This is a genomic window from Parazoarcus communis, assembly GCF_003111645.1.
In the GTDB taxonomy this organism is placed as follows: domain Bacteria; phylum Pseudomonadota; class Gammaproteobacteria; order Burkholderiales; family Rhodocyclaceae; genus Parazoarcus; species Parazoarcus communis_A.
The window spans coordinates 3,516,992-3,540,920 of sequence record NZ_CP022187.1 but is presented as its reverse complement, the minus strand read 5'-3'; the positions used below and the strand labels follow the sequence as shown (position 1 = coordinate 3,540,920).

Sequence of the window (23,929 nt, the reverse complement as noted above, 5' to 3'; positions counted from 1 at the left end):
CATTCCGCTGCCGGAAGGCCTTGACGGGCAGCTCCCGGGTGGCAAAGGGCAGTCTGAATCGCGCCGAAGCCGCCGGTTTCGCCTACAATCCCGCTTTTCTCCTTTTCCTTCAGTCCCTTCATGTTCTCAGGCATCGTCGCGGCAGTCGGCCGCATTGAACACATCGAAGCCCTCGCTGACGGCGTGCGGCTGACCGTAGACACCCGCGGACTCGACCTGGAAGACGTGATTGTCGGTGACAGCATCGCCAACAGTGGCGTGTGCCTCACCGTAATCGCGCGCGATGGCGCCAAGGTGAAGTTCGACGTTTCGCGCGAGACGCTGAACTGCACCGTGGGGCTGGATCAGGCCGGTGGCGAGGTGAACCTGGAGAAGGCGCTGCGCATGGCCGACCGCCTTGGCGGTCACCTGGTAACCGGCCACGTCGATGGCGTGGGCGAAGTGGTGAAGTTCGAGCCGGTCGGCGAAAGCCACGAGCTCGTGATCCGCGCGCCGGCTGCGATTGCCGGCTACATCGCCAAAAAGGGCTCGATCACGGTCAATGGCGTCAGCCTGACCGTCAACCGGGTCGAACATCGTGATTTCTCGATCAACCTGATTCCGCACACGGTCGAGGTGACCAACCTCAAGCACCTGAAGGCCGGAAGCCGGGTCAATCTGGAAATCGACCTCATTGCCCGCTACGTCGAGCGCATGCTCGCCTGGCGCACCGAAGAAGAGCAGGCGCAACAAGCCTGACACTGGAAAGGACCCCAACATGAGCGCACTCGCTCCGATTTCCGACATCATCGCCGAGATCAAGGCCGGCCGGATGGTGATCCTGGTCGACGAAGAGGACCGCGAGAACGAGGGTGACCTCGTGATGGCAGCCGAGTTCGTCACCCCCGAGGCCATCAACTTCATGGCCCGTTTCGGTCGTGGCCTGATCTGCCTCACCCTCACCGAAGAGCGCTGCCGCCAGCTCGGCCTGCAGCAGATGGTGCGCGACAACCGCACCCCGCACGGCACCGCCTTCACCACCTCGATCGAAGCCGCCACCGGCGTCACCACCGGCATTTCGGCCCATGACCGCGCCCGCACCGTGCAGGTCGCCGTGGCCCGCCATGCCACGCCGGACGATATCGTGATGCCGGGCCACATCTTCCCGCTCACCGCCCAGAAGGGCGGCGTGCTCATCCGTGCCGGCCACACCGAAGCCGGCTGCGACCTCGCCCACCTCGCGGGCGTCGAACCCGCATCGGTGATCTGCGAGATCCTCAAGGACGACGGCACCATGGCCCGCCTGCCGGACCTGATCGAGTTCGCCAAGGAGCACGGTCTCAAGATCGGTGCCATCCGCGACCTGATCGAGTACCGCGCAGCAAACGAGCACCTGGTGGAAAAAGTCACCGAGAAGGAAGTCGAGACCGCGCACGGCACCTTCCTGCTCTCCGCCTTCGAGGACAAGACCTCCGGCGACGTGCATTTCGCCCTGTCGCGCGGTGACATCCGTCCCGAGAACGAGACCCTGGTGCGGGTGCACGAGCCGATCTCGGTCGTGGACTTTCTCGACCCCGAAAGCAATCGTCACAGCTTCCCGGTCAATCACTCGCTGGCACGGCTTGCTGCGGCCGACGCCGGCGTGATCGTGCTGCTTTACCGCCCCCAGTCCGGTCGCGAACTGCTGGCGGGCCTGACCGGTACCGCGGACCGTCCGGTGAAATGGGATGCCCGCCTGTTCGGCGTGGGCGCGCAGATTCTGCGTGCGCTCAATGTCGGCAAGATGCGGCTGCTATCGAACCCGCGCAAGATTCCGAGCATGACCGGCTTCGGCCTCGAGATCACGGGTTTCGTCGACCAGGACTGAGCGCAAGCGAAGCGGTCAGCGCACCTGCGCCCTGACCCTTCACCTGCGCGGGGTGCCATGCGTGGCACCGCCCACAAACCAACCTAATATTGAATCGAAACCATGCCACGTTACGAAAACATCCATGAGTACGAAAGCGACCTGAACGGCAAGGGCCTGCGTATCGCAGTCGTCATGAGCCGTTTCAATCAGGACGTTTGCGAAGGCCTGCTGTCGGCCTGTACCGCAGAGCTGCTCGAGCTTGGCGTCGCACCCGATCTGATCCGCATCGCCACCGTTCCCGGCGCACTCGAAATCCCGCTGGTGCTGCAGAAACTCGCCAGCAGCGGCAAGTTCGACGCCCTGATCGCGCTCGGCGCGGTGATCCGTGGTGAAACCTACCACTTCGAACTGGTTTCGAACGAGATGGGCGCCGCCATCACCCGTGTCGGCCTCGACGCCGGCATCCCGATCGCCAACGGCGTGCTCACCACCGAGGACGACGACCAGGCCATCGCCCGTACGCACGAAAAGGGCAGCGACTGCGCCCGTGCGGCAGTCGAGATGGCCAATCTGATGAAGGTACTGCCATGAGCAAGATGGCCCGTCGTCGCGCACGCGAGCTTGCACTGCAAGGCGTGTACCAGTGGCTGCTGTCGGGAAACTCGATGACCTCGGTGCAGAAGCACCTCGAGGCCGACACCGAGAATCTCGACAAGGTCGACCGCGAACTCTTCGTCAGCCTGCTGCACGGCACCCTCGAGAACGTCGAGTCGCTGCAGGCCTCGTTCGCAAAGCTGATCCACCGCCCGGTGAATGAACTGTCGCCGATCGAGCACGCCATCCTGCTGATGGGCGCACACGAACTGCGGCACAACCTCGAAACGCCCTACCGCGTGGTAATCAACGAAGCCATCGAACTGGCCAAGGGCTTTGGCGGCACCGACGGCCATCGCTTCGTCAACGGCGTGCTCGACAAGCTCGCTGCCAACATCCGCCCGGAAGAAGTCGAAGCCGCACGCGCAGCCAAGGGCTGACGCGACCGGCGCCCGCCGCGCGGGCGCAGGGCGACCTGCGCCGCGCCTTACCAGGCAAAAAAAATCCCGCCGAAGCGGGATTTTTTACGTCTGCTGCAGCCCTGTAGGCTTAGCCGCGCGAAGTGCGGTCACGGCGATCGCCATGGCTGCGCTCGCTGCGGCTCGACGGATGACCGTCGCGGCCACCAAAACCGCCGCCACCACCCGAGCCACGGCGTTCGCCGTTGCCGGCTGCCGGACGGCCGTAGCCACCGCCATTACCGAAGCGACGACCATTGCCTGCACCTGCCGGACGCGGGCCCGAAGGCTTGCGCGGCGACGGCTCCATGCCGGGAATGGTGTGCACTTCAAGACGGTCACCGGTGAAGCGCTCGATCGCACGGATCAGGCCGGTTTCACGCGGGCCCGACAGGGTGATCGCGATACCGTCACGACCGGCACGACCGGTACGGCCGATACGGTGCACATAGTCTTCTGCCTGACGCGGGGGATCGAAGTTGATCACGTGGCTGATGCCGGCAACGTCGATACCGCGCGCGGCAACGTCGGTTGCGACCAGCACGCCGATGCGGCCCTGGCGCAGACGGTCGAGGGTACGGTTACGCTGGGTCTGGTGCATGTCGCCATGCAGCGCTGCGGCCGAGAAGCCCTTTTCCTGGAGGCTCAGCGACAGCTCGTCGGCGCTGCGCTTGGTCGCGGTAAACACCACGGCCTGCTGCAGGCCGTCGTGACCCAGCAGGGCCTCGAGCAGACGGCTCTTGTGACCCATGTCATCGGCGAACATCAGGCGCTGCTCGATCTGGCCGCGGTCTTCCTTGGCGACTTCGATCTCGATGCGCTGCGGGTTGCGCGTCATGCGCTCGGCCATGCGACCGACCACGCCATCAAGCGTTGCCGAGAACAGCAGGGTCTGGCGCTGGGCCGGGGTTGCTGCAACGATAGCGTCGATGTCTTCGGCGAAGCCCATGTCGAGCATGCGGTCGGCTTCGTCGAGGATCAGCACTTCAACGTCGGAGAGCTTGATCTTGCGACGGTTCAGGTGATCGAGCAGACGGCCCGGCGTGGCGACGACAACGTCAACCGGACGCTGCAGTTGCTTGACCTGGGCAAAGAAGGGCGCGCCACCAACGAGGCAGGCGGTGTTGAGCCAGCGCAGTGCCTTGCCGTAGGTCTGCACCGCTTTCTCGACCTGCTGGGCAAGTTCGCGAGTGGGCGTCAGCACCAGAACGCGCGGACCTGCACCAGGCGCCGGACGACGGTCGATGAGCTTGTGCAGCGACGGCAGCGTGAAGGCTGCGGTCTTGCCGCTACCGGTGTGGCTGGACACCAGGAGGTCCGAACCGGAGATGGCGGCGGGAATGGCCTGCATCTGCACCGGGGTCGGGATGGTGTAACCGGTTTGCTCAACGGCTTTGATGAGTTCGTCGGCGAGGCCGAGGCTCTGAAATGTCATGATTCTTCCTGTATTGCTGGCTGGCTTGTGGCCAGACGGATTCGGATCCGAAAATTCGGACCACAAGGCATCGCGCCGCCACGCAACTGCGGGTAGGCAGTTCCGGAGCGTCGGGCGACAAGCGCGCGATGGGCGTGGGCCGGTCATCAGGCAAGCCTGAAGACCGCGCATCGGCACCAACCGGTTGTCGCGATGCCAATCGATCGGAAGAACGAGAGGATTCTGGCGGGAGGTCGGGGGCGATGGGGCTGTGATAACAGTCCCTGGGGCCGGTCCGGCGGAAAAATTTCCGCATCTCAACCTTGTAAGGCCCTGCTGCTGCATTGCACAACGGGGCGGATTATAAAGACTTTCTGTCCTGCTGTCGAAGGTTCATTTACGAAAGATGCAAAAAAGGCGACGAGCACACTACGGTGCGTCGTCGCCTCATCAGCGAACCCTGCGGATATTACTTGCCGTTTACGGCGGCCTTCAGCGTTGCGCCAGCGGTGAACTTCGGCACGCTGGAAGCGGCGATTTCGATGGCTGCGCCGGTCTGCGGATTGCGACCGGTGCGTGCAGCGCGCTTGGACACTTCGAAAGAACCAAAGCCGGTGAAGGCAATCTTGTCGCCCTTGGAGAGTTGTTCGGCAACAATGTCGAGCACGGAGGACAGCGCGCGATCAGCCTGAGCGCGGGAAACATCCAGACGGTCGGCCAGGGCTTCGACGAATTCACCTTTGTTCATGCTTTTCCTCGATTTGATTGGTGTGTACGGAATGAAATACTGGATCTACCGGCGGATTCTAGCACTGTCCCACGCACTGGCGCAGTCAGTAACAACCCGAAAGCACTATGCAGCGTCATCTTTGAGACATTCGGCACACTCATGGCATTCGGCGCCCGCCGGAGCAGCCGCAGATGGTACTCCGAAGTACTGACGAAGGTGGAACGTGTTCTGCCCCGAGCGTGCCGGAACAGGCCCTTCAGTCAGCCTTGTAGGGTCCGCCGCCGAGGCCGATCGGTGCAGGCGCGGCCGCGACGAGCCTGGAAAAGATTCGCTGAAAGTCTTCGTGCGTGGCCGGATCGCCGGTGCCCGCCATCGGATCGGCGTTTTCGCGGAAACCTGCCGCTGCCTCGGCCCAGTCGTCCGCGGTGAAGTACTTCTTCACCAGCGGCAGGATCACGTGTTCTTCGAGCAGCATGTGATTGCGATAGAACTCGGCAAAGCGCTCGAACGCCTGCGAGAAGGCGTCGAAGCCGTCGCGCGCGCCACTTGCGTACTGATGCAGTGCGGCCTCGAGCGCCTTGATTCGATCGTCACCCACCGCGTGCTCCTGTTCGAGCCTCGCCATCGCCTCGGCGCCCTCGCTGGTGCGCTTCTTGAGGATGGCGAAAAGGTACTGGTCTTCCTTGGGGTGGTGCTTCTTCTCCGGATAGGCATCGAGATAGTGCACCATGGCCTTCAGCAGGGCGAAGTCCGGCTGCAGCTTGCCTTCGCCGATCTCCTTGATCATGTGACGGATGGCGTGAAGGATGGCCGCCAGCGACTGATGTTCGTCCTGGATGATACGCAGCGCTTCCATGATTTGTGTCCTTGTCCGACTGTCGTGTCAAACGACGTGTTAGGTGAAATGCCCGTGGCTTCGGCCGGGCACCGGCGGGAGGGCAGCAGGCGCCGCCCTCCCCCTTCAGGTGGCCAGCATCGCCTGATGCTTGCCGCCGAGTCCGAGGTAGGCCTCGATCACACGGGGGTCGTCGCGCAGCTGCACGGCAGGCCCTTCCATGGCGATCGCGCCGGTCTCGAGCACGTAGGCGTAGTCGGCCACCTGCAGCGCGGCCCGTGCGTTCTGCTCCACCAGCAGGATCGACACCCCGCGCTTGCGCAGCTCGGCGATGATGCGAAAGATCTCGCGCACGATCAGCGGCGCCAGCCCGAGGCTGGGCTCGTCGAGCATCAGCAGTTTGGGCTTGGCCATCAGCGCGCGGCCCACCGCCAGCATCTGGCGCTCGCCGCCCGACAGGGTGCCGGCGAGCTGGCTTCTTCTTTCTTTCAGGCGCGGGAACAGGGTGTAGACCTCTTCCATCGTCTTCGCCTGATCGCGGTGCCCCATGCGGTAGCGCTGGAAGGCGCCCAGCGTGAGGTTGTCTTCCACCGTCATCTCGCCGAAGAGCTCGCGCTTCTCGGGCACCAGGTTCATGCCGCGCGCGACCATGCGCTCGACCTCGGGCACCGACTCGATGTTGCCGTCGAACTGCACCTGACCCCTGGAGCCGAGCACGCCCATGATGGCCGACAGCATCGTCGTCTTGCCCGCGCCGTTGGGGCCGATCACGGTCACGATCTGGCCTTCGCCCACCACCAGGTTGGCGTTGGAGAGCGCCTCGACCTTGCCGTAGGACACGCACAGGTCCTGGATCTCGAGCACCTTGTTCTTCGGGGTGTTCGCCGCGCTTGCCGCGTCGTTCGGTGTGTTTGCCATGTTGGTTTCCATCACTCCACCCCACCCAGATAGGCTTCAAGCACTGCGGGGTCTTTCTGCACGTCTTCGGGCAGGCCTTCGGCGATCTTCTCGCCAAACTCCATCACCACCACCCGGTCGACCAGGCCCATGACGAAGTCCATGTCGTGTTCGACCAGCAGCGTGGCCATGCCTTCGGCCTTGAGTTTCTTCAGCAGCTCGCCGAGCGCCTGCTTCTCCTTGAAGCGCAGGCCGGCTGCCGGTTCGTCGAGCAGCAGCAGGCAGGGGTCGGAGCACAGCGCGCGGGCGATCTCCATGATGCGCTGCTGACCGAGGGCGAGGCTGCCGGCTTCGTCGAACATGTGGTCCGCGAGGCCCACGCGTTCGATCTGACGCGCGGCTTCGGCCAGCAGGCGGGCCTCTTCCTCGCGGTCCATGCGCCAGGCCGAGCTGATCACGCCCTTGTCGCCGCGCAGGTGCGCGCCGATGGCGACGTTCTCGAGCACGGTCATGGTTGGCAGCAGCTTCACATGCTGAAAGGTGCGGCTCATGCCCATCTGCGCGATCTCGCGCGAGTTGTGGCCGGCCACCGGCTTGCCCATGAACAGCACCTCGCCCGAGGTCGGGGTATCGACGCCCGAGATCTGGTTGAACATCGTGCTCTTGCCCGCACCGTTGGGGCCGATGAGCGCGAGGATCTCGCCTGCGCGCACCTCCAGGCTCATGTTGTTGTTGGCCACCAGCCCGCCAAACTTTCGCGTCACCGCCTTGGCTTCGAGGATGCGCTCGCCCACCTTGGGCAGCGTGCGCCGTGGCAGGGCGACCGCACTGGGGTCGATGGTCTTCTGCTTCGCCTTCACCGGCACGAAGCGGGTGAGGATGGGCCACAGGCCGTCGCGGGCACGCTGCAGCACGAGCACCATCATCAGGCCGAACACGATCACCTCGAAGTTGCCGCTGGCCCCGAAGATGCGCGGCAGCAGATCCTGCAGCCACTGCTTGAGGATGGTGATCACACCGGCACCGACCAGCGCACCCCACACGTGACCGGCACCGCCGACCACGGCCATGAACAGGTACTCGATGCCGATGTGCAGCCCGAACGGGGTTGGGTTCACGAAGCGCTGCATGTGCGCATACAGCCAGCCCGAGGCGCAGGCGTGCAGCGCGGCGATGACGAAGATGATCATGCGCGAGCGCGAGGTGTTCACCCCCATCGCTTCGGCCATCACCATGCCGCCCTTCAGGGCGCGGATCGCACGGCCTTCGCGCGAGTCGAGCAGGTTCTGCGTGGTGAGCACGGCCGACAGCAGGAAGGCCCAGATCAGGTAGAAGATCTCCTCCCCCTGATCGAGCTCCCAGCCGAAGATCGAGATCGGCGGAATGCCGGTGAGACCGGTGTGGCCGCCCAGCGTCTCCATGGTGCCGAACAGGAAATACAGCGAGATGCCCCACGCGATCGTGCCCAGCGGCAGGAAGTGGCCCGAGAGCTTGAGCGTGAGCGAGCCGAGCACGATGGCCACGGTCGCGGTAAATACCAGCCCGACCACCAGCGCCAGCCACGGCGAGCCGCCCAGCCACGACAGCCAGCCCGGCAGTTCGGTCGCGGTGGTGAGCACCCCGGTGGTGTAGGCCCCGAGGCCAACGAAGGCCGCCTGGCCGAAGCTGGTGAGTCCGCCCACGCCGGTGAGCAGCACCAGCCCGAGCGCGACCATCGCGTACAGGCCGATGTAGTTGAGCAGCGTGACGTAGAACGGCGACAGCACCAGCGGTGCCACGAGCAGGATGCCAAGGAAGGCGACCAGCATCACGCGCGGGGACAGGAAGGCATTATTGGCAGCGGCGGATTTCATTCTTCCTCCTCCATATGGTGGCTGGTCAGCGAACGCCACAGGAGAACGGGGATGATCAGGGTGAATACGATGACTTCCTTGTAGGCACTGGCCCAGAAGGACGAGAAGGCTTCGAGCAGGCCCACCATCACGGCGCCGACGGCGGCAATCGGATAACTGCCCAGTCCGCCGATGATGGCGGCGACGAAGCCCTTGAGGCCGATCAGGAAGCCGGTGTCGTAGTAGATGGTGGTGATCGGTGCGATCAGCACGCCCGACAGCGCACCGATGAAGGCGGCCAGCACGAAGGTGAGCTTGCCTGCGAGCGAAGGCGAGATCCCCATCAGCTGCGCACCGACGCGGTTGATCGCGGTGGCACGCAAGGCCTTGCCGTAGATGGTGCGTTCAAAGAACAGGTAGAGCGCAACGATGAGCGCGAGCGAGGCGAGGATGACCCAGATCGTCTGCCCGGACACCAGCAGCGGGCCGACTTCGAAGCGCGCATCACTGAAGGGAGGCGTACGCTGGCCTTCGGCACCGAAGAACAGCAGGCCGAGCCCGACCATGGCCACGTGGGTGGCGACCGACACGATCAGCAGGATCAGCACCGGCGCCGCCGCAATCGGCTGAAACACCAGGCGGTACATCAGCGGCCCCATCGGCACCACCACGGCCAGCGCCAACAGCACCTGCGCGAGCATCGGCAGCTCCTTCAGCGGCAGTACCGCGAGCAGTCCGGCCAGCCCCAGCGGGTAGGCCAGGTTCCAGCCCAGCACACCGGTCAGCTTCTTCGTCTGCCCCGAGCGCAGCGCCGCACTGCCGTCGATCGCCGCCGTCAGCGCGCCCATGATCACCAGCAGCCACACCGTGGCCGGGATCGCCCCGCCCTGCAGCATCGCAAGCGTCAGCGCGCCGTAGGCGACGAATTCGCCCTGGGGAATGAAGATCACCCGCGTCACTGCAAACACCAGCACCAGGGCCAGCGCCAGCAAGGCGTAGATCGCTCCGTTGGTAATGCCGTCCTGTCCCAGCAACAGCGCTATCTGAAAATCCATGACGAACTCCTGCCTCACCGTCGCCCAGGGCGGTCGGTGCAGCTCGCAGACTTGGTTCTCTATCGGTTGGGTATGCGGCGCAGGAGCGGAGAGCCCCCGCGCCGGATCAGCGACTTACTTCACCAGCTTCCAGGTGCCATTCTGGATCTCGACCATCACGCGCGAGCGCTGGTCGAAACCGAGGTGGTCGGTCGGGCTCATGTTGAAGATGCCATGGGCGCCCGGCAGCTCCTTGATGCCTTCGAGCGCATCACGCATCGCGGCACGGAACTCCACGGTGCCCGGCTTGGCCTTCTTCAGCGCGACCGGGATGGCCGCGCTCATCAGCTGACCGGCATCCCAGGCATGGGCACCGAAGGTCGAAACCGAACCCTTGCCGTGCGCAGCTTCATACTTGGTGATGTAGTCCATCGCGGCCTTCTTCACCGGGTTGCTGTCGGGCAGCTGGGCAGCGACCAGCACCGGGCCGGCGGGCAGGAAGGTGCCTTCACAGTCCTTGCCACAGACGCGCAGGAAGTCGTTGTTGGCGACGCCGTGGGTCTGATACAGCTTGCCGGCATAGCCACGCTCCTTCAGCGTCTTCTGCGGCAGGGCAGCGGGCGTGCCGGAACCGGCGATCAGCACCGCATCCGGACGCGCCGACATGACCTTCAGTACCTGACCGGTCACCGAGGTGTCGTTGCGGTTGAAACGCTCATTGGCCACGATCTGCAGCTTGCGCGCCTCGGCCACCGACTTGAACTGCTCGTACCAGCCTTCGCCGTAGGCGTCGGCAAATCCGATGAAGCCGACCGTCTTCACGCCGCTATTGGTCATGTGCTCGACGATTGCCGTCGACATCTGGGCGTCGTTCTGCGGCGTCTTGAACACCCAGCGCCGCTTGTCGTCGACCGGCTCGACGATACGGGCCGAGGCCGCCATCGAGATCATCGGCGTCTGCGCTTCGGCGGCAACGTCGATCATCGCCAGCGAGTTCGGGCTGATGGTGGAACCGATCACCACATCGACCTTGTCCTCGGAGATCAGCTTGCGGATGTTCTTCACCGCGGTGGTGGTGTCGGACGCATCGTCGAGAACGATGTAGTTGACCTTCTCCCCGCCGATCGTCGTCGGCAGCATGGCCAGCGTGTTCTTTTCCGGGATCCCGAGCGACGCGGCGGGACCGGTCGCAGACACGATCACGCCTACATTGACGTCGGCCTGTGCTGCGGTGGCGACGAATGCGAGGCCGATGGCGGCCAGCAGAGTGTTCTTCAGCTTCATGGTGTCTCCTCCTCTTGGTTTATGTGAGTAAACGGGCTTGAGGTGTCCCGGTTACCTGCCGCAAAATTATTACATACCTAATTCGTTAAAAACTGACGAATTGTGAAGACATCGCAGATCAGACCCGCTCGATGATCATTGCGATGCCCTGTCCCACCCCGATGCACATGGTGCACAAGCCATAACGACCGCCCGTCGCCTCCAGCTGACGCAAGGCGGTAAGCACCAGGCGTGCGCCCGACGCGCCCAGCGGGTGACCGATGGCGATCGCGCCGCCATTGGGATTCACCCGCGGATCGTCGTCGCGCAGTCCGAGTTGGCGCGTCACCGCCAGCCCCTGGGCTGCGAACGCTTCGTTGAGTTCGATGACGTCCATCTGCTCGAGCGTGAGACCCGCTTTCTCGAGCACCTTGAGCGAGGCAGGCGCCGGCCCGATGCCCATGATGCGTGGTTCGACCCCGGCGGTCGCCATGGCCACGATGCGCGCACGCGGCTTGAGGCCGTGCTTTGCCGCCGCCTCGCCGGACGCGATCAGCAGGGCGACCGCACCATCATTGACGCCCGAGGCGTTACCCGCGGTGACCGAGCCGTCCGGGCGCACCACGCCCTTGAGCCGTGACAGCGTTTCGATGGTGGTGTCGGCACGCGGATGCTCGTCCGCTGCGACCACGACCGGATCGCCCTTCTTGCGCGGGATCTCCACCGGACACAGTTCGCCGTCGAAGAAACCACGTTCGGCCGCCGCCGCGTAGCGCTGCTGACTGCGCAGCGCAAAGGCGTCCTGGTCGGCACGGCTGACCTTGAAGTCGGTGGCGACGTTCTCGGCGGTTTCCGGCATCGAGTCGATACCGTACTTCGCCTTCATCAGCGGATTCACGAAGCGCCAGCCAATGGTGGTGTCCTCGATCTTCGCGCTGCGCGAGAAGGCCGTGTCGGCCTTGCCCATGACGAAGGGCGCGCGGCTCATGCTCTCGACGCCGCCGGCGATCATCATCCCGGCCTCGCCGGCCTTGATGGCGCGGGCCACGATGCCCACCGCATCCATGCCCGAACCGCACAGGCGGTTGATGGTCGAGCCCGGCACGTCGATCGGCAGCCCCGCCAGCAGGCCGGCCATGCGCGCGACGTCGCGGTTGTCCTCGCCGGCCTGGTTGGCGCAGCCGTAGTAGATGTCCTCAACGGCAGCCCAGTCGACCCCGGGATTGCGCTCACGCAGTGCCCGGATCGGCAGCGCTGCAAGATCGTCCGCACGCACGCCCGACAAGGCGCCGCCATAGCGCCCGAAGGGTGTCCGGATACCGTCGCAGATAAAGGCTTCTGTCACTGAGTGTCTCCTCGTCATTGTTGCCGCTGCGCCCGTGCAGGCAGGCAGCGTCTATTCGTTTTCCACCGCCGTTGCCGGCCGCATTTCAGTCTTGAGCAAACCCTTGACCCCGTTGAGCAGGATTGCGGTCACCACCGGCGCCATGTCGCCATAGGTGTAATGACCGTCCGAGCGCAGCCAGGTAAAGGTCCAGTTGATCATGCCGAACAGGATCATCGCCACCGGCTTGTCGAGGTTGCGCGACCTGAGCCCGGGCTCGACGCGCTCGATGGCATCGGCAAACGCCGCCACCACCTTGCGCTGCTTGCCCACCACATACTCTTCCTGGGCGGTCTGCAGAAACTTCACGTCCTGCACCAGCACCACGTGCTGGCTCTGTGAATGCTCGTATTCCTCCATGAAGCGCGTGACCAGCCCCGACAGATGGGGCTCGGCCTCCAGGTCCTGCGACTCCACACCGGCCACGATCGCAAGCAGCTGATCCATGTAGCTGTCGGCGATGTCGAACAGGATGTTCTCCTTGTCCTTGTAGTAGTGGTAGAGCAGCGGCTTCGACACCCCGCAGGCCTTGGCCAGCTCGGCCATCGACGCGTTGTGAAAACCCTTGTCGGCAAAGAGCTGCGCCGCCTCCTGAAGGATGACGCCGCGCTGTACCTCGAATGTGGGAGATTTGCCCCTGGCCATTGTTCGCTTCCGTTCCTGTGCAAATGAGTTCGCTCACCCGCACGCGTCTGGGATGCCGCCTTTCAACGATCGTCGAAGCTGATGACCACCCGCTCGGTCAGCGGATGGGACTGGCAGGTGAGCACATAACCGGCGTCAACGTCGGGTTGTTCGAGAGTGTAGTTCTTGTCCATGCGAACCTTGCCCTCGATGACCTTGGCGCGGCAGGTGCAGCATACCCCACCCTTGCATGAGTACGGCAGATCCATCCCCGCCCGCAGCGCGACATCGAGGATGGACGGGTCTTCGGCGCGGAAATCCATCTCGCGCTTCAGACCGTCGGCAATGATGGTGATCCGCGCCTGCGGTGCGTCGCCCGCTTCCACATGATGGGCGGGACCGCTGTCGGGTACACCGAAGCGCTCGAGGTGGATGCGCCCCGCGTCGACGCCGCTGGCCAGCAGACCGGCTTCGACCTCGTCGATCATGCCGCCGGGCCCGCAGATAAAGGCCGCATCGATGGTGTCGGCCGGAATCAGGGTATCGAGGAAACTCGCCACGCGGGCACGGTCGAGACGACCATTGAACAGCTCGACGTCCTGCTCTTCGCGCGAGAACACGTGGTACATCGTGAAGCGCGTCATGTAACGGTCTTTCAGGTCTTCCAGTGTCTCGGAGAAGATCACGCTGCCCTGACGCTGGTTGCCGTAGATCAGGGTGAAGCGGCTGTCGGGCTCGGCGCGCAGCGTGGTCTTGATCAGCGACAGGATCGGGGTGATGCCGCTACCGGCCGCAAACGCGACGTAGTGGCGGGCATTGGCCGGATCGAGTTCAGTATGGAAGCGCCCCTCGGGCGTCATGACCTCGATCACGTCGCCGGCCTTGATGCTGGCATTGGCCCAGGTGGAGAAACGTCCCCCGCCGATCTTCTTGATCGCGACGCGCAATTCGCCGTCGTCGACTCCGGCACAGATCGAGTAGGAGCGGCGCAACTCCTCGCCACCAACATTGGCCTTGAGCGTCAGGTGCTGGCCCTGCACAAAGCGGTAGTCGTCGGCCAGCTCGACGGGCACGTCGAAGCGCAGGCTGATGGCTTCGGGGGTCTCGCGGCGCACTTCGGCGATCGTGAGCGGGTGAAATTTCGGCGTCATGTTTGTCTCCGTTGTCCGTCTTGTGGGGCGGATCAGATCGGTTTGAAATATTCGAAGGGTTCGAGGCAGCTCTTGCAGCGATACGTCGCCTTGCAGGCGGTCGAGCCGAACTCGGACAGGCGCTCGGTATCGTTTGAGCCGCAGCGCGGGCAGGTCAGCGTCTTCTTCACGAAATGGATCGGCTGCGCCCCGCCCACCGCAGCCTTGCCGGTCGGCGGAACGATGCCGTACGCACGCAGCTTCTCGCGCGCCGCCTCACCGATCCAGTCGCTGGTCCACGCCGGATCGAGCCGGGTTTGCAGCTCGACCTTGCCCGCACCGGCGGCCAGCAGGGTGTCCCGAATCGCAAGCCCGATGACCTCTGTCGCGGGACAGCCGGAATACGTCGGCGTCACCACCACGGTGATCACGTCGTCCGCGCAGTGCAACTCGCGGATGATGCCGAGCTCCACCACCGATACCGCCGGCACTTCGGGGTCGGGCACGCTGTCGAGCAGCTTCCAGACCTGGTCTTCGGTCAACATTGTGTATCTCCAGGAAGTGTGGATAAGCCGCTGCATGCAGCAGGCTTATCCATTCTTCGTCTCACCACTGCGCGCCGGGATAGGTGCGCTGCATGTACTGCATGGTCGCCAGCAGGTGCCCCATGTGCTCGGAGTGACGGCCGAACTTGCCGAAGCTCTTGAACGGCGTGCGCGCCGGCACCACCAGCGTGGCCTGGGCGAAGACCGGCAGCACCATGGCTTCCCAGTCGGCCTCGAGCTCGCCCCAGGCCGGGCCGATGCCGGCCGCGGAAACGGCTTCATCGGTCGGGTTGGCGGCGAACAGTTCGGCGGTGTAGGGCCACAGGTAGTCGAGTGCGGCCTGGGTCTTCGTGTGCGACACCTCGGTGCCATCGCCAAGACGGATCACCCACTCGGCCGAGTGATTGAAGTGATAGCGGGCTTCCTTCAGGCTCTTGGCGGCGATGGCGGCGAGCTCGGTATCGGACGATGTGGCGAGCTTCTGCCACAGCAGGATCTGGAATGCGCTGTAGAGGAAGTTTCGTACCGTCGTGCGCCCGAAGTCCTCGTTCGGCACTTCCATCATGGTGACGTTGCGATAGTCGCGCTCGACACGCAGGAAGGCCATCTGGTCTTCGTCGCGGCCCTTGCCTTCGAGATTGCCGGCATGGGTCAGCAGCAGGCGGGCCTGGCCGACCAGATCGAGCGCCATGTTGGCAAGCGCCAGATCTTCTTCGATGACCGGCGCGTGTCCGCACCACTCCGACAGGCGCTGACCGAGGATCAGGGCGTTGTCGCCGAGGCGCATCACGTATTCGATGTGTTCCGCTGAGGCGACAACGGTTTGGACTGAGGTTTGCGTCATGTCGTCCGCCATTACATGTGGTTAACTTCGTCGGGCAGCTGATAGAAGGTCGGGTGGCGGTAGATCTTGTCTTCCGCCGGATCGAACAGCTCGGGCTTGGCATCGGGGTCGGAGGCGACGATGTCGGAGGCCTTCACCACCCAGATCGACACGCCTTCGAGGCGACGGGTATAGACGTCGCGCGCCATCTGCAGCGCCATCTTTGCGTCCGGCGCGTGCACGCTGCCGCAATGCTTGTGGTCCAGGCCGTTACGGCTACGGATGAAAACTTCCCACAGGGGCCATTCCTTGCGTTCCATGTCTCTCACTCCTCAATGTGTGTGCTGTCGGGCCCGTGCTTTGCAGGCCCGCACTTCGATTCAGTTGCCGGATCAGGCAGCCTGACGCTCGCGTTCGGCCATCTTCTCGGCGTGGGCGATTGCGGCCTCGCGCACCCAGGCACCGTCGTCCCAGGCCTTGTTGCGTGCAGCCAGGCGATCGACGTTGCACTGACCATGACCACCGACCACGTTCCAGAACTCGTCCCAGTCGATCACGCCGAAGTCGTAATGACCGCGCGCCTCGTTCCACTTCAGTTCGGGATCGGGCAGGCTGACGCCGAGCACCTCGGCCTGCTTGACCGTGGCATCGACGAACTTCTGCCGCAGGTCGTCGTTGGAGATGCGCTTGATGCCCCAGCGTGCGGAGTCGGTGTGCACGCTGTCCTTGTCGTGCGGGCCGAACATCATGATCGACGGGAACCACCAGCGATCGACCGCGTCCTGCACCATCTCGCGCTGCTCTTCCGTGCCCTTCATCATCTGCAGCAGCAGGTCATAGCCCTGGCGCTGATGGAAGGACTCTTCCTTGCACACCCGCACCATGGCGCGGGCATAGGGGCCGTAGCTGCACTTGCACAGCGGGATCTGGTTCATGATCGCCGCGCCATCGACCAGCCAGCCGATCACGCCGATATCCGCCCAGTTGAGCGTCGGGTAGTTGAAGATCGAGCTGTACTTGGCCTTGCCCGAGAGCAGCGCCTCGGTCAGTTCGTCGCGCGACACGCCGAGGGTTTCGGCCGCCGCATACAGATACAGACCGTGGCCGCCCTCGTCCTGCACCTTGGCCAGCAGAATGGCCTTGCGCTTGAGGCTGGGTGCGCGGGTGATCCAGTTGCCTTCGGGCAGCATGCCGACGATCTCGGAGTGGGCGTGCTGGCTGATCTGGCGCACCAGGGTCTTGCGATAGGCCTCGGGCATCCAGTCCTTGGCCTCGATGAAGCCGCCGGCATCGATCTTGGCGTTGAACTCGGCCAGATACTCGGGGTTTTCGACCTTGCGCGGGCCCTTGGCGTCGCCGTCGGGAATGCTGAGTGACTGTGTATACATGGTGGACTCCTCGTGGGGTTCACAAGCGGCACAGCGGGATAGCTGGCCGCGGGAGATGCATTATTCTTTCGGCCTGCGATCGACGACGCGCTTGGCCTTGCCGACCGTGACCCGTTCGATCGAGAACGGCTCGCCAACCACGACCTTGCACGACACACCGATCAGGGCCTTGATGTGGTGGGTGAGCTCCTTGGCCAGCGCCTCTTTCTGCTCCGGATGCCGACCAACATTGGCCTCGGCGTTGACCTCGACCTTCACCGTCAGCGTGTCCATGTGGCCGTTCTTGTCGACCTCGAGCAGATACTGCGGCGCCAGCTTGGGCATCTTGCAGATCAGCTCCTCGATCTGGGTCGGGAACACGTTCACACCGCGGATGATCAGCATGTCGTCCGAGCGGCCGGTGATCTTGGCCATGCGGCGCATGCTGCGCGCAGTCGGCGGCAGCAGACGGGTAAGGTCGCGGGTGCGATAACGGATCACCGGCATCGCTTCCTTGCTCAGGGACGTAAAGACAAGCTCGCCTTCCTCGCCGTCCGGCACGACTTCGCCCGTTTCCGGGTTGATGATTTCGGGATAGAAATGGTCTTCCCAGATCGTCGGGCCGTCTTTGGTTTCGACGCATTCGTTGGCGACGCCCGGCCCCATGACTTCGGACAGACCGTAGATGTCGACCGCGTCGATCCCTGCACGTGCCTCGACCGCCAGGCGCATTGCCGGGGTCCAGGGCTCGGCACCGAAGATACCGATCCTGAGCGAGGTGCTCTTGGGGTCGATGCCCTGCGCTTCCATCTCGTCGAGGATGGTCAGCATGTAGGACGGCGTCACCATGATGATGCTGGGCTTGAAGTCCTGAATGATCTGGACCTGCTTCTCGGTCTGCCCGCCCGACATCGGGATCACCGTGCAGCCAAGACGCTCGGCACCGTAGTGCGCACCCATGCCGCCGGTGAAGAGACCATAGCCGTAGGAGATATGCACCATGTCACCAGGACGCCCACCCGAAGCGCGAATCGAGCGCGCCACGACGTTGGCCCAGGTGTCGATGTCCTTCAGCGTGTAGCCGACCACGGTCGGTTTGCCGGTGGTGCCGGAGGAGGCATGCACCCGCGCCACCTTGTTCATCGGCACGGCGAACATCCCGAACGGGTAGTTGTCGCGCAGGTCGTGCTTGGTGGTGAAGGGAAACTTCGCCAGATCCTCGAGCGTCTTCAGGTCGTCCGGATGCACGCCCTTGTCGTCGAACGCCTTGCGGTAGTGCGGCACGTTCTCATAGGCGTGACGCACGCTCCACTTCAGCCGCTCGAGCTGCAGCGCACGCAGTTCGTCGATGCTGGCCTTTTCGATAGGCTCGAGTTCGGGTGGGGAATATGTATTCACCGTCATTTTTGTCTCCTGCTCCTCTATGTCCGATCTGATTCTGGTGTTCTTGTATTTTTGTATTCGTTACAGCTCGACCACCGGCCGGCCCTTCATCCGGTACGACTTGCCGCGCATCACGGCGATCAGCTCGCCCGTCTGGTTCGTCACCGTGATGTCGTACACGCCGGTGCGGCCCGAGGCGGAGACTTCGCGCGCCTCGGCGCTCAACACGTCACCCGGACGGCCAGGCGCCATGAAGTCCACGCTGATGCCCGAAGCCACGGTCATCTCGTTGCCGCTGTTACAAGCATAGGCAAAGGCGGTATCGGCGAGCGTGGTGATGAATCCGCCGTGGCAGATACGAAAGCCGTTGAGCATGTCCTCACGCACGGTCATGGTCATGGTCGAGCGACCGGGCCCGACGTCAACAAAGGCCATGCCCAGACCACGTGCAGCCTGATCGCGCTCGAACATGCCGTCGCGCACGCGCTCGGCCAGTGCCTGCGGATCAAGACCGGCGCTCAGGTCACGATTCAACACTTCACTCATGAAAGCTGTCTCCGTTATGGCTTTTTCTCAGGATCAGCGGCGAGACGCGGTAGCGCTCCTCACCGTAATGCTCACGCAGGTTGTGCAGCACCCGCGCCACGAAGCGCACGCCGATCTGGTCCGCCCAGCTCAGCGGCCCTTTCGGATAGTTGGTGCCGAAGCGCATTGCAAGATCGATGTCGGCGGCGGAACCGATGCCTTGCAGCACCGCATCCGCACCCTCGTTGGCGAGCATGGCGACCGTGCGCAGACCGATCAGTCCGGCCACGTCGTCGATGCGCGACACTGTCAGACCAGCCTGCTGCAGCGTGCCGACCACCGCATGCCACGCGCCCAGACCGCAGTGGTCCGCGCGTGACAGCACAACGCGCGGCGTGGTGGCGTAATCGAGACACAGATCGAGCAGCACGAGATTGCTCAGCCCCTCTTCCGCCGTGCGCCGGGCTGCGGTGCGTCCGTCGCTCAGGGTCAAGCGCCCGCGGCCGATCTCCAGCCACCCGGCGGCGTCCGCCGGTCCGGCCTTGCGCGTCACCGCGACACCCGCGGCTTCCAGCCTGGCCAGCAGCGGCTCGGCCACACCGAGGCTGCCCACCGCAGTCACGCTACGCTCGGCCGTCGCGGGCGCCTCGGTCCTTGCCGCGGGTTTCGCGACGTCGGCGCCGTAGGCGTAGAAACCACGCCCGCTCTTGCGTCCGAGCCGTCCGGCCAGCACCAGATCGTACTGAATCAGGCTGGGCGTGAAGCGCTTGTCGCCGAAATAGGCATCGAACACCGAGCGCGTCACCGCGTAGTTCACATCGTGGCCGATCAGGTCCATCAGCTCGAACGGTCCCATCGGAAAACCACAGCATTCGCGCATCGCGGCGTCGATGGTGGCGGGCTCGGCTGCGCATTCGTTGAGCACCCGCAGTGCTTCGGCGTAGAAGGGCCGGGCCACCCGGTTGACGATGAAGCCGGGCGTGGATTTCGCATGCACGGCCACCTTGCCCCACGCCTTTGCGGTGGCGTACAGGGTGTTGGCCACTGCACGGTCGGTGGCGAGGCCGGAGACGATCTCTACCAGCTTCATGCGCGGCGCCGGATTGAAGAAGTGCAGGCCGGCAAGGCGCTCGGGACGGGCCAGCACTGCGGCCATCGCGGTTATCGACAGCGACGACGTATTGGAGGCAAGGATGGCCTCATCGCCGAGCAGGCTTTCGAGCTGCAGGAAGAGCTTCTGCTTGATGTCGAGGTTTTCGACAATGGCTTCGATCGCCAGGCCGGCATCGCTGGCGGCGTCCAGATCCGTCACAGCGGTCAGCCGCGCCATGGTCGCTTCACGCGCGGCGGAATCCAGCTTGCCTTTGGAGACCAGGAAATCGAGGTCCTTCGCGATCCCGCCAAGGCCCTTGTCAATGGCTTCGGCGCGGGTGTCGTACAGATACACCGGATGTCCGGCCAGCGCCGCGACATGGGCGATGCCCGCACCCATGGCGCCGGCACCGATGACCAGCACCTTTACATTCTTGTCAAGCGCCACGGCTCAGCTCCCCTTGAACTCGGGCACGCGCTTTTCCATGAAGGCGGCGACGCCCTCGCGGTAGTCGTGCGAGCGGCCGCAGTCGCGCATCATGTCGCGCTCGAGATCGAGCTGGGTGTCGAAGTCATTGGTGGAACTGGCCCAGATGGCCTTCTTGGTCTGAGCAAAGCCGAAGGTCGGCCCCTTGGCCATCTGTGCAGCAAGCGCCTGCACCGTGGGCATCAGCGCATCATCATCGACACACTTCCAGATCAGGCCCCAGGCTTCGGCCTGCTCGGCAGAGAGCTTGTCGCCCAGCATGGACAAACCCATGGCCCGCGCAGGGCCGAGCAGACGCGGCAGAATCCAGGTGCCGCCCGTATCGGGAATCAGGCCGAGCTTGCAGAAGGCCTGGATGAAGCTCGCCGAGCGGGCTGCAAACACCATGTCGCAGGCCAGCGCCAGGTTGGCACCGGCGCCGGCCGCCACGCCATTGACGGCGCAGATCACCGGCAGGTCGAGCTTGCGCAGCGTCGTCACTAGCGGCTTGTAGTTCTTCTCCACCGACGCGCCCAGATCAGGCGCCTCGCCGCCGGCCGCAACCGAACGGTCGGAGAGGTCCTGTCCGGCGCAGAAGCCACGGCCAGCACCGGTAATGAGCAGCACGCGCACCGAAGCGTCCGCCCGACCCGCCTTCACCTGTGCCAGCGCGGCACGCATCTCGCCATGCATCTGATCGTTGAAGCTGTTCAGACGATCGGGTCGGTTCAGGGTCAGTGTAGCCACGCCCGCTTCGATCTCGAGGCGAATGGTTTCACCGTATCCGGTTGCTGCGTTCATCTTGTCTCCTCCTGGCCTTGTCTTGCCCGGCGCGCTGGCGCACGCTGGGGATTGTTCTTTCCGGGGTCGAACCCCGGGGTCGGTACGACAACTGTTTTCGTTGTTTGACCGACCGGTCAATCAATAGTAGTCTTGATCCAGATCAAAAGACAAGCTTTTTTCACTTGCACTTTTTCTGCACCATCGAAGCATGTATCACCCCGCGCGGACCCGTCCGACGGCCCCAAAAAATCTGAGGAGACAAGGCATGACCCATCCGCTGTTCGAGAAGCACAAGGCCACCCTGGACGCAGCCATCGCCGCCATTCACGGTCGCGGTTACTGGACGCCCTTTCCCGAAATGCCCAGCCCCAAGGTCTATGGCGAAAGTGCGCCAGACGATGGCAAGAAAGCGTTTGAGGCCTGCCTCGGCAAGGAATTCGCGCTCGATCAGCCTGGCCAGACCGGCTGGCTCGCCACCGAACGGTCGCCCTATGGCATCGCCCTCGATGTGCGCTATCCCGTGTGCGACCCGGAGGCCCTGATTGCTGCCGCACAGGTCGCAATGGAAGGCTGGCGCAAGGTCGGTGCAGAAGGCCGTGTCGGCGTGTGCCTCGAAATCCTCGACCGCCTCAACAAGCGCAGCTTCGAGATCGCCCACGCGGTGATGATGACCACCGGTCAGGGCTGGATGATGGCCTTCCAGGCCGGCGGCCCGCATGCGCAGGATCGCGGCCTGGAAGCCGTTGCGTACGCATGGGACGAAATGAGCCGGGTGCCGGCCGAAACCATCTGGGAAAAGCCGCAGGGCAAGAACCCGCCGCTGAAGATGAAAAAGCACTACGAGATCGTCGGCCGCGGCGTTGGCCTGGTCGTCGGCTGCGGCACCTTCCCGACCTGGAACACCTACCCCGGCCTGTTCGCCACCCTGGTCACCGGCAACCCGGTCATCATCAAGGCCCACAGCAATTCCATCCTGCCGGCAGCGATGACGGTGAAGATCGCGCGTGAAGTGCTGAGCGAAGCCGGCCTCGACCCCAACCTGGTGTCGCTGGCCGTGGTCGAGAAGCGCGCCGCCACCCAGGCGCTCGCCACCCACCCCGCAGTGAAGTCGATCGACTTCACCGGCAGCAACGTCTTCGGCCAGTGGCTGATCGACAACGCCCGCCAGGCCCAGGTGTATGCCGAACTCGCAGGCGTGAACAACGTCGTCATCGAATCCACCGACAGCTACAAGGCGATGATGCGCAACCTCGCCTTCACCCTGAGCCTGTACTCGGGCCAGATGTGCACCACCACCCAGGCCATCCTGGTGCCGGCCGGTGGCATCGACACCGACCAGGGTCACAAGTCCTTTGACGAAGTCGCCGCCGACCTCGGCGCCGCAATCGACAAGTTCCTCACCGACCCGGCGGTCGCGACCGCCGTGCTCGGCGCCATCCAGTCCGAAGCCACCCTCGGCCGCATCGCCGAAGCCGGCGAATACGGCAAGGTGGTGCTGGCTTCCAGGAAGGTCGAGCATCCCGACTTCCCGCAGGCCGAAGTCCGAACCCCGGTGCTGCTCACCTGCGACGCGGCCGACGAAAAGAGCTACATGGAAGAGCGCTTCGGCCCGGTCAGCTTCGTGGTCAGGGTCGCCGACGGCGCCGCAGCCATCGCCCTGTCGGAACGCATCGTCAAGGAACACGGCGCGCTCACCGTCGGCCTGTACTCAAGCAAGCAGGACGTCATCGACGCCATGACCGACGCCAGCCTGCGTGCCGGCGTAGCCCTGTCGATCAACCTCACCGGCGGCGTGTTCGTGAACCAGTCCTCAGCCTTCTCCGACTACCACGGCGTAGGCATGAACCCGGCTGCAAACGCGAGCTACTCCGACAGCGCCTTCGTAGCCAACCGTTTCCGCGTCGTACAACGCCGCTACCACGTAGAGTAAGACCACGGCGAACTGGGTCAGAGCCTTCAGCAATTCAGGCTTTTCGCTCTTACCCAGATCACGAGCCCACGCTCACGGCGCCCAGCCGTGGCGCGGGCGGCCCGGCGGCAACTTCTGTTGTGCCGAGCGGAGGACCTGCGCAGGGGAAACAAGGCGGTGCATGTCTGAGTCCGGCGCAGCCGGGCGAGTTTGCATCGCCTCCCCTGCGCAGGTTCGCAGCGAGGGCAGCCGAAGGCCACGACAGCAGGCGCCGACGGACCGCCCGCGCCGCGGTTGGGCGCCAGGCACGAACCAGAATACGCAACAATCCAGCACTGCCGCATAGAAGAGCAGAAGACGAGACCAGGAGACACCCAATGCCCTGCTACGAAATCGACGGCCTCAAACCCGTCATCCACCCCACCGCCTTCGTCCATCCCGATGCCGTTCTGATTGGTGACGTCATCGTCGGCCCGCGCTGCTATGTCGCCCCGCTCGCCTCGCTGCGCGGCGACTTCGGCCGCATCGTGCTGGAAGAAGGCAGCAACATCCAGGACACCTGTGTCATGCACGGCTTCCCCGGCACCGACACCGTGATCGAAGTCGATGGCCACGTCGGCCACGGCGCAGTGCTGCATGGCTGCCGTGTCGGTCGCAACGCCCTGATCGGCATGAACGCCGTCATCATGGACAACGCCAGCATCGGCGAATCGAGCATCGTCGCCGCCTGCGCCTTCGTCAAAGCCGGCATGGAAATCCCCGCGGGGAAACTGGTCGCCGGCATGCCCGCAAAGATCATGCGTGACCTGTCGGAACAGGAGATGAACTGGAAAGTCGACGGCACCCGCTGCTACCAGGACCTGACCGTGCGCAGCCTCGCCACACTCAAGCCCTGCGAGCCGCTAACCGAGATGGAAGCCGGGCGCAAGCGCTTCGAGTTCGAGGGCGTCGTTCCCCTCATCGACGCCAAGAAAGGCAGCTGAAGGCCGCCACAATGGCCGCCGCACCCGACT

At 64.3% G+C, this 23,929-nt stretch carries 24 protein-coding genes; 6 read left to right on the top strand and 18 right to left on the bottom strand.

Annotated elements, in window-relative coordinates; translation table 11 throughout:
* The first annotated feature begins 120 nt into the window (after nt 1-120).
* From CEW83_RS16170 to nusB, 4 genes are all read left to right on the top strand, one after another.
* On the top strand, nt 121-738 hold the full coding sequence (locus CEW83_RS16170; protein ID WP_108950258.1) for a riboflavin synthase: 618 nt from the start codon (nt 121-123) through the stop codon (nt 736-738).
* Nucleotides 739-757: 19 nt separating this feature from the next.
* Entirely contained in the window at nt 758-1,846 is a 1,089-nt protein-coding gene (gene ribBA, locus CEW83_RS16165) for a bifunctional 3,4-dihydroxy-2-butanone-4-phosphate synthase/GTP cyclohydrolase II (RefSeq protein WP_108950257.1), read from the top strand.
* 102 nt (nt 1,847-1,948) lie between these two features.
* On the top strand, nt 1,949-2,419 hold the full coding sequence (gene ribH, locus CEW83_RS16160) for a 6,7-dimethyl-8-ribityllumazine synthase (RefSeq protein WP_108950256.1): 471 nt from the start codon (nt 1,949-1,951) through the stop codon (nt 2,417-2,419).
* Nucleotides 2,416-2,862: a transcription antitermination factor NusB gene (nusB, locus tag CEW83_RS16155; protein ID WP_108950255.1), complete on the top strand. Its 447-nt coding sequence runs from the start codon at nt 2,416-2,418 to the stop codon at nt 2,860-2,862. The genes ribH and nusB overlap by 4 nt, the downstream gene beginning before the upstream one ends.
* Before the next feature lie 109 nt (nt 2,863-2,971).
* Here the strand turns inward: nusB and CEW83_RS16150 are convergent, their stop codons facing one another.
* The 18 genes from CEW83_RS16150 to paaG all read right to left on the bottom strand — a co-directional run bounded on the left by CEW83_RS16150 (nt 2,972) and on the right by paaG (nt 21,025).
* The gene (locus tag CEW83_RS16150) at nt 2,972-4,315 is read right to left on the bottom strand and encodes a DEAD/DEAH box helicase (protein ID WP_108950254.1); all 1,344 of its coding nucleotides are present in this window, start codon (nt 4,313-4,315) and stop codon (nt 2,972-2,974) included.
* Between the two features lie 448 nt (nt 4,316-4,763).
* On the bottom strand, nt 4,764-5,060 hold the full coding sequence (locus CEW83_RS16145) for an HU family DNA-binding protein (protein WP_267896515.1): 297 nt from the start codon (nt 5,058-5,060) through the stop codon (nt 4,764-4,766).
* A gap of 220 nt (nt 5,061-5,280) precedes the next feature.
* On the bottom strand, nt 5,281-5,880 hold the full coding sequence (locus tag CEW83_RS16140; protein WP_108950252.1) for a hemerythrin domain-containing protein: 600 nt from the start codon (nt 5,878-5,880) through the stop codon (nt 5,281-5,283).
* A gap of 105 nt (nt 5,881-5,985) precedes the next feature.
* Complete coding sequence (locus CEW83_RS16135; RefSeq protein ID WP_108951474.1) at nt 5,986-6,777, bottom strand: ABC transporter ATP-binding protein; 792 nt, start codon at nt 6,775-6,777, stop codon at nt 5,986-5,988.
* Nucleotides 6,778-6,788: 11 nt separating this feature from the next.
* Complete coding sequence (locus tag CEW83_RS16130) at nt 6,789-8,609, bottom strand: ABC transporter permease subunit (protein WP_108950251.1); 1,821 nt, start codon at nt 8,607-8,609, stop codon at nt 6,789-6,791.
* Complete coding sequence (locus CEW83_RS16125; protein WP_108950250.1) at nt 8,606-9,643, bottom strand: branched-chain amino acid ABC transporter permease; 1,038 nt, start codon at nt 9,641-9,643, stop codon at nt 8,606-8,608. The genes CEW83_RS16130 and CEW83_RS16125 overlap by 4 nt, the downstream gene beginning before the upstream one ends.
* A 114-nt stretch (nt 9,644-9,757) precedes the next feature.
* On the bottom strand, nt 9,758-10,906 hold the full coding sequence (locus CEW83_RS16120; protein ID WP_108950249.1) for an ABC transporter substrate-binding protein: 1,149 nt from the start codon (nt 10,904-10,906) through the stop codon (nt 9,758-9,760).
* A gap of 118 nt (nt 10,907-11,024) precedes the next feature.
* On the bottom strand, nt 11,025-12,230 hold the full coding sequence (pcaF, locus tag CEW83_RS16115) for a 3-oxoadipyl-CoA thiolase (protein ID WP_108950248.1): 1,206 nt from the start codon (nt 12,228-12,230) through the stop codon (nt 11,025-11,027).
* 51 nt (nt 12,231-12,281) lie between these two features.
* On the bottom strand, nt 12,282-12,914 hold the full coding sequence (locus CEW83_RS16110) for a TetR/AcrR family transcriptional regulator (protein WP_108950247.1): 633 nt from the start codon (nt 12,912-12,914) through the stop codon (nt 12,282-12,284).
* Between the two features lie 62 nt (nt 12,915-12,976).
* Nucleotides 12,977-14,044, bottom strand: a complete 1,068-nt coding sequence (paaE, locus tag CEW83_RS16105; RefSeq protein ID WP_108950246.1) for a 1,2-phenylacetyl-CoA epoxidase subunit PaaE — start codon at nt 14,042-14,044, stop codon at nt 12,977-12,979.
* 32 nt (nt 14,045-14,076) lie between these two features.
* Nucleotides 14,077-14,568, bottom strand: coding sequence for a 1,2-phenylacetyl-CoA epoxidase subunit PaaD (paaD, locus tag CEW83_RS16100; RefSeq protein WP_108950245.1), 492 nt, complete (start codon nt 14,566-14,568; stop codon nt 14,077-14,079).
* Nucleotides 14,569-14,629: 61 nt separating this feature from the next.
* Entirely contained in the window at nt 14,630-15,412 is a 783-nt protein-coding gene (gene paaC / locus CEW83_RS16095; protein ID WP_108951473.1) for a 1,2-phenylacetyl-CoA epoxidase subunit PaaC, read from the bottom strand.
* An 11-nt stretch (nt 15,413-15,423) separates the two neighbouring features.
* The gene (gene paaB, locus CEW83_RS16090; RefSeq protein ID WP_108950244.1) at nt 15,424-15,711 is read right to left on the bottom strand and encodes a 1,2-phenylacetyl-CoA epoxidase subunit PaaB; all 288 of its coding nucleotides are present in this window, start codon (nt 15,709-15,711) and stop codon (nt 15,424-15,426) included.
* A gap of 72 nt (nt 15,712-15,783) precedes the next feature.
* Entirely contained in the window at nt 15,784-16,779 is a 996-nt protein-coding gene (gene paaA / locus CEW83_RS16085) for a 1,2-phenylacetyl-CoA epoxidase subunit PaaA (protein ID WP_108950243.1), read from the bottom strand.
* A 60-nt stretch (nt 16,780-16,839) separates the two neighbouring features.
* Nucleotides 16,840-18,162: a phenylacetate--CoA ligase PaaK gene (gene paaK / locus CEW83_RS16080; RefSeq protein ID WP_108950242.1), complete on the bottom strand. Its 1,323-nt coding sequence runs from the start codon at nt 18,160-18,162 to the stop codon at nt 16,840-16,842.
* Nucleotides 18,163-18,222: 60 nt separating this feature from the next.
* Nucleotides 18,223-18,687 carry a hydroxyphenylacetyl-CoA thioesterase PaaI gene (gene paaI, locus CEW83_RS16075; RefSeq protein WP_108950241.1) on the bottom strand — a complete coding sequence of 155 codons (465 nt, stop codon included), beginning with the start codon at nt 18,685-18,687 and terminating at the stop codon, nt 18,223-18,225.
* A complete protein-coding gene (gene paaH / locus CEW83_RS16070; RefSeq protein ID WP_234419096.1) occupies nt 18,680-20,158 on the bottom strand; it encodes a 3-hydroxyacyl-CoA dehydrogenase PaaH in 1,479 nt (492 codons plus the stop codon). Before paaH ends, paaI begins: the two co-directional genes overlap by 8 nt.
* Before the next feature lie 51 nt (nt 20,159-20,209).
* Nucleotides 20,210-21,025, bottom strand: coding sequence for a 2-(1,2-epoxy-1,2-dihydrophenyl)acetyl-CoA isomerase PaaG (gene paaG / locus CEW83_RS16065; RefSeq protein WP_108950239.1), 816 nt, complete (start codon nt 21,023-21,025; stop codon nt 20,210-20,212).
* A 247-nt stretch (nt 21,026-21,272) separates the two neighbouring features.
* On the opposite strand from paaG, the gene paaN reads away from it, so the two are divergent.
* Both paaN and paaY read left to right on the top strand, forming a co-directional pair.
* Nucleotides 21,273-22,937 (top strand): phenylacetic acid degradation protein PaaN, encoded by a 1,665-nt coding sequence (gene paaN, locus CEW83_RS16060; protein ID WP_108950238.1) that lies wholly within the window; start codon nt 21,273-21,275, stop codon nt 22,935-22,937.
* A gap of 356 nt (nt 22,938-23,293) precedes the next feature.
* Nucleotides 23,294-23,899, top strand: a complete 606-nt coding sequence (paaY, locus tag CEW83_RS16055) for a phenylacetic acid degradation protein PaaY (protein ID WP_108950237.1) — start codon at nt 23,294-23,296, stop codon at nt 23,897-23,899.
* Nucleotides 23,900-23,929 lie beyond the last annotated feature (30 nt).

Excerpts from the sequence above, each read along its gene's own strand:
- paaN (WP_108950238.1), top strand. The coding sequence starts at position 21,273 with ATGACCCATCCGCTGTTCGAGAAGCACAAGGCCACCCTGGACGCAGCC.
- paaB (WP_108950244.1), bottom strand. The coding sequence starts at position 15,711 with ATGGAACGCAAGGAATGGCCCCTGTGGGAAGTTTTCATCCGTAGCCGT.
- paaH (WP_234419096.1), bottom strand. The coding sequence starts at position 20,158 with ATGGGTGCGGGCATCGCCCATGTCGCGGCGCTGGCCGGACATCCGGTG.
- CEW83_RS16140 (WP_108950252.1), bottom strand. The coding sequence starts at position 5,880 with ATGGAAGCGCTGCGTATCATCCAGGACGAACATCAGTCGCTGGCGGCC.
- paaG (WP_108950239.1), bottom strand. The coding sequence starts at position 21,025 with ATGAACGCAGCAACCGGATACGGTGAAACCATTCGCCTCGAGATCGAA.
- ribBA (WP_108950257.1), top strand. The coding sequence starts at position 758 with ATGAGCGCACTCGCTCCGATTTCCGACATCATCGCCGAGATCAAGGCC.
- CEW83_RS16150 (WP_108950254.1), bottom strand. The coding sequence starts at position 4,315 with ATGACATTTCAGAGCCTCGGCCTCGCCGACGAACTCATCAAAGCCGTT.
- paaA (WP_108950243.1), bottom strand. The coding sequence starts at position 16,779 with ATGTATACACAGTCACTCAGCATTCCCGACGGCGACGCCAAGGGCCCG.
- paaI (WP_108950241.1), bottom strand. The coding sequence starts at position 18,687 with ATGAGTGAAGTGTTGAATCGTGACCTGAGCGCCGGTCTTGATCCGCAG.
- CEW83_RS16120 (WP_108950249.1), bottom strand. The coding sequence starts at position 10,906 with ATGAAGCTGAAGAACACTCTGCTGGCCGCCATCGGCCTCGCATTCGTC.
- paaD (WP_108950245.1), bottom strand. The coding sequence starts at position 14,568 with ATGTTGACCGAAGACCAGGTCTGGAAGCTGCTCGACAGCGTGCCCGAC.
- paaY (WP_108950237.1), top strand. The coding sequence starts at position 23,294 with ATGCCCTGCTACGAAATCGACGGCCTCAAACCCGTCATCCACCCCACC.
- paaK (WP_108950242.1), bottom strand. The coding sequence starts at position 18,162 with ATGACGGTGAATACATATTCCCCACCCGAACTCGAGCCTATCGAAAAG.
- CEW83_RS16125 (WP_108950250.1), bottom strand. The coding sequence starts at position 9,643 with ATGGATTTTCAGATAGCGCTGTTGCTGGGACAGGACGGCATTACCAAC.
- paaC (WP_108951473.1), bottom strand. The coding sequence starts at position 15,412 with ATGACGCAAACCTCAGTCCAAACCGTTGTCGCCTCAGCGGAACACATC.
- nusB (WP_108950255.1), top strand. The coding sequence starts at position 2,416 with ATGAGCAAGATGGCCCGTCGTCGCGCACGCGAGCTTGCACTGCAAGGC.
- CEW83_RS16130 (WP_108950251.1), bottom strand. The coding sequence starts at position 8,609 with ATGAAATCCGCCGCTGCCAATAATGCCTTCCTGTCCCCGCGCGTGATG.
- CEW83_RS16135 (WP_108951474.1), bottom strand. The coding sequence starts at position 6,777 with ATGGCAAACACACCGAACGACGCGGCAAGCGCGGCGAACACCCCGAAG.
- paaE (WP_108950246.1), bottom strand. The coding sequence starts at position 14,044 with ATGACGCCGAAATTTCACCCGCTCACGATCGCCGAAGTGCGCCGCGAG.
- CEW83_RS16110 (WP_108950247.1), bottom strand. The coding sequence starts at position 12,914 with ATGGCCAGGGGCAAATCTCCCACATTCGAGGTACAGCGCGGCGTCATC.
- ribH (WP_108950256.1), top strand. The coding sequence starts at position 1,949 with ATGCCACGTTACGAAAACATCCATGAGTACGAAAGCGACCTGAACGGC.
- CEW83_RS16170 (WP_108950258.1), top strand. The coding sequence starts at position 121 with ATGTTCTCAGGCATCGTCGCGGCAGTCGGCCGCATTGAACACATCGAA.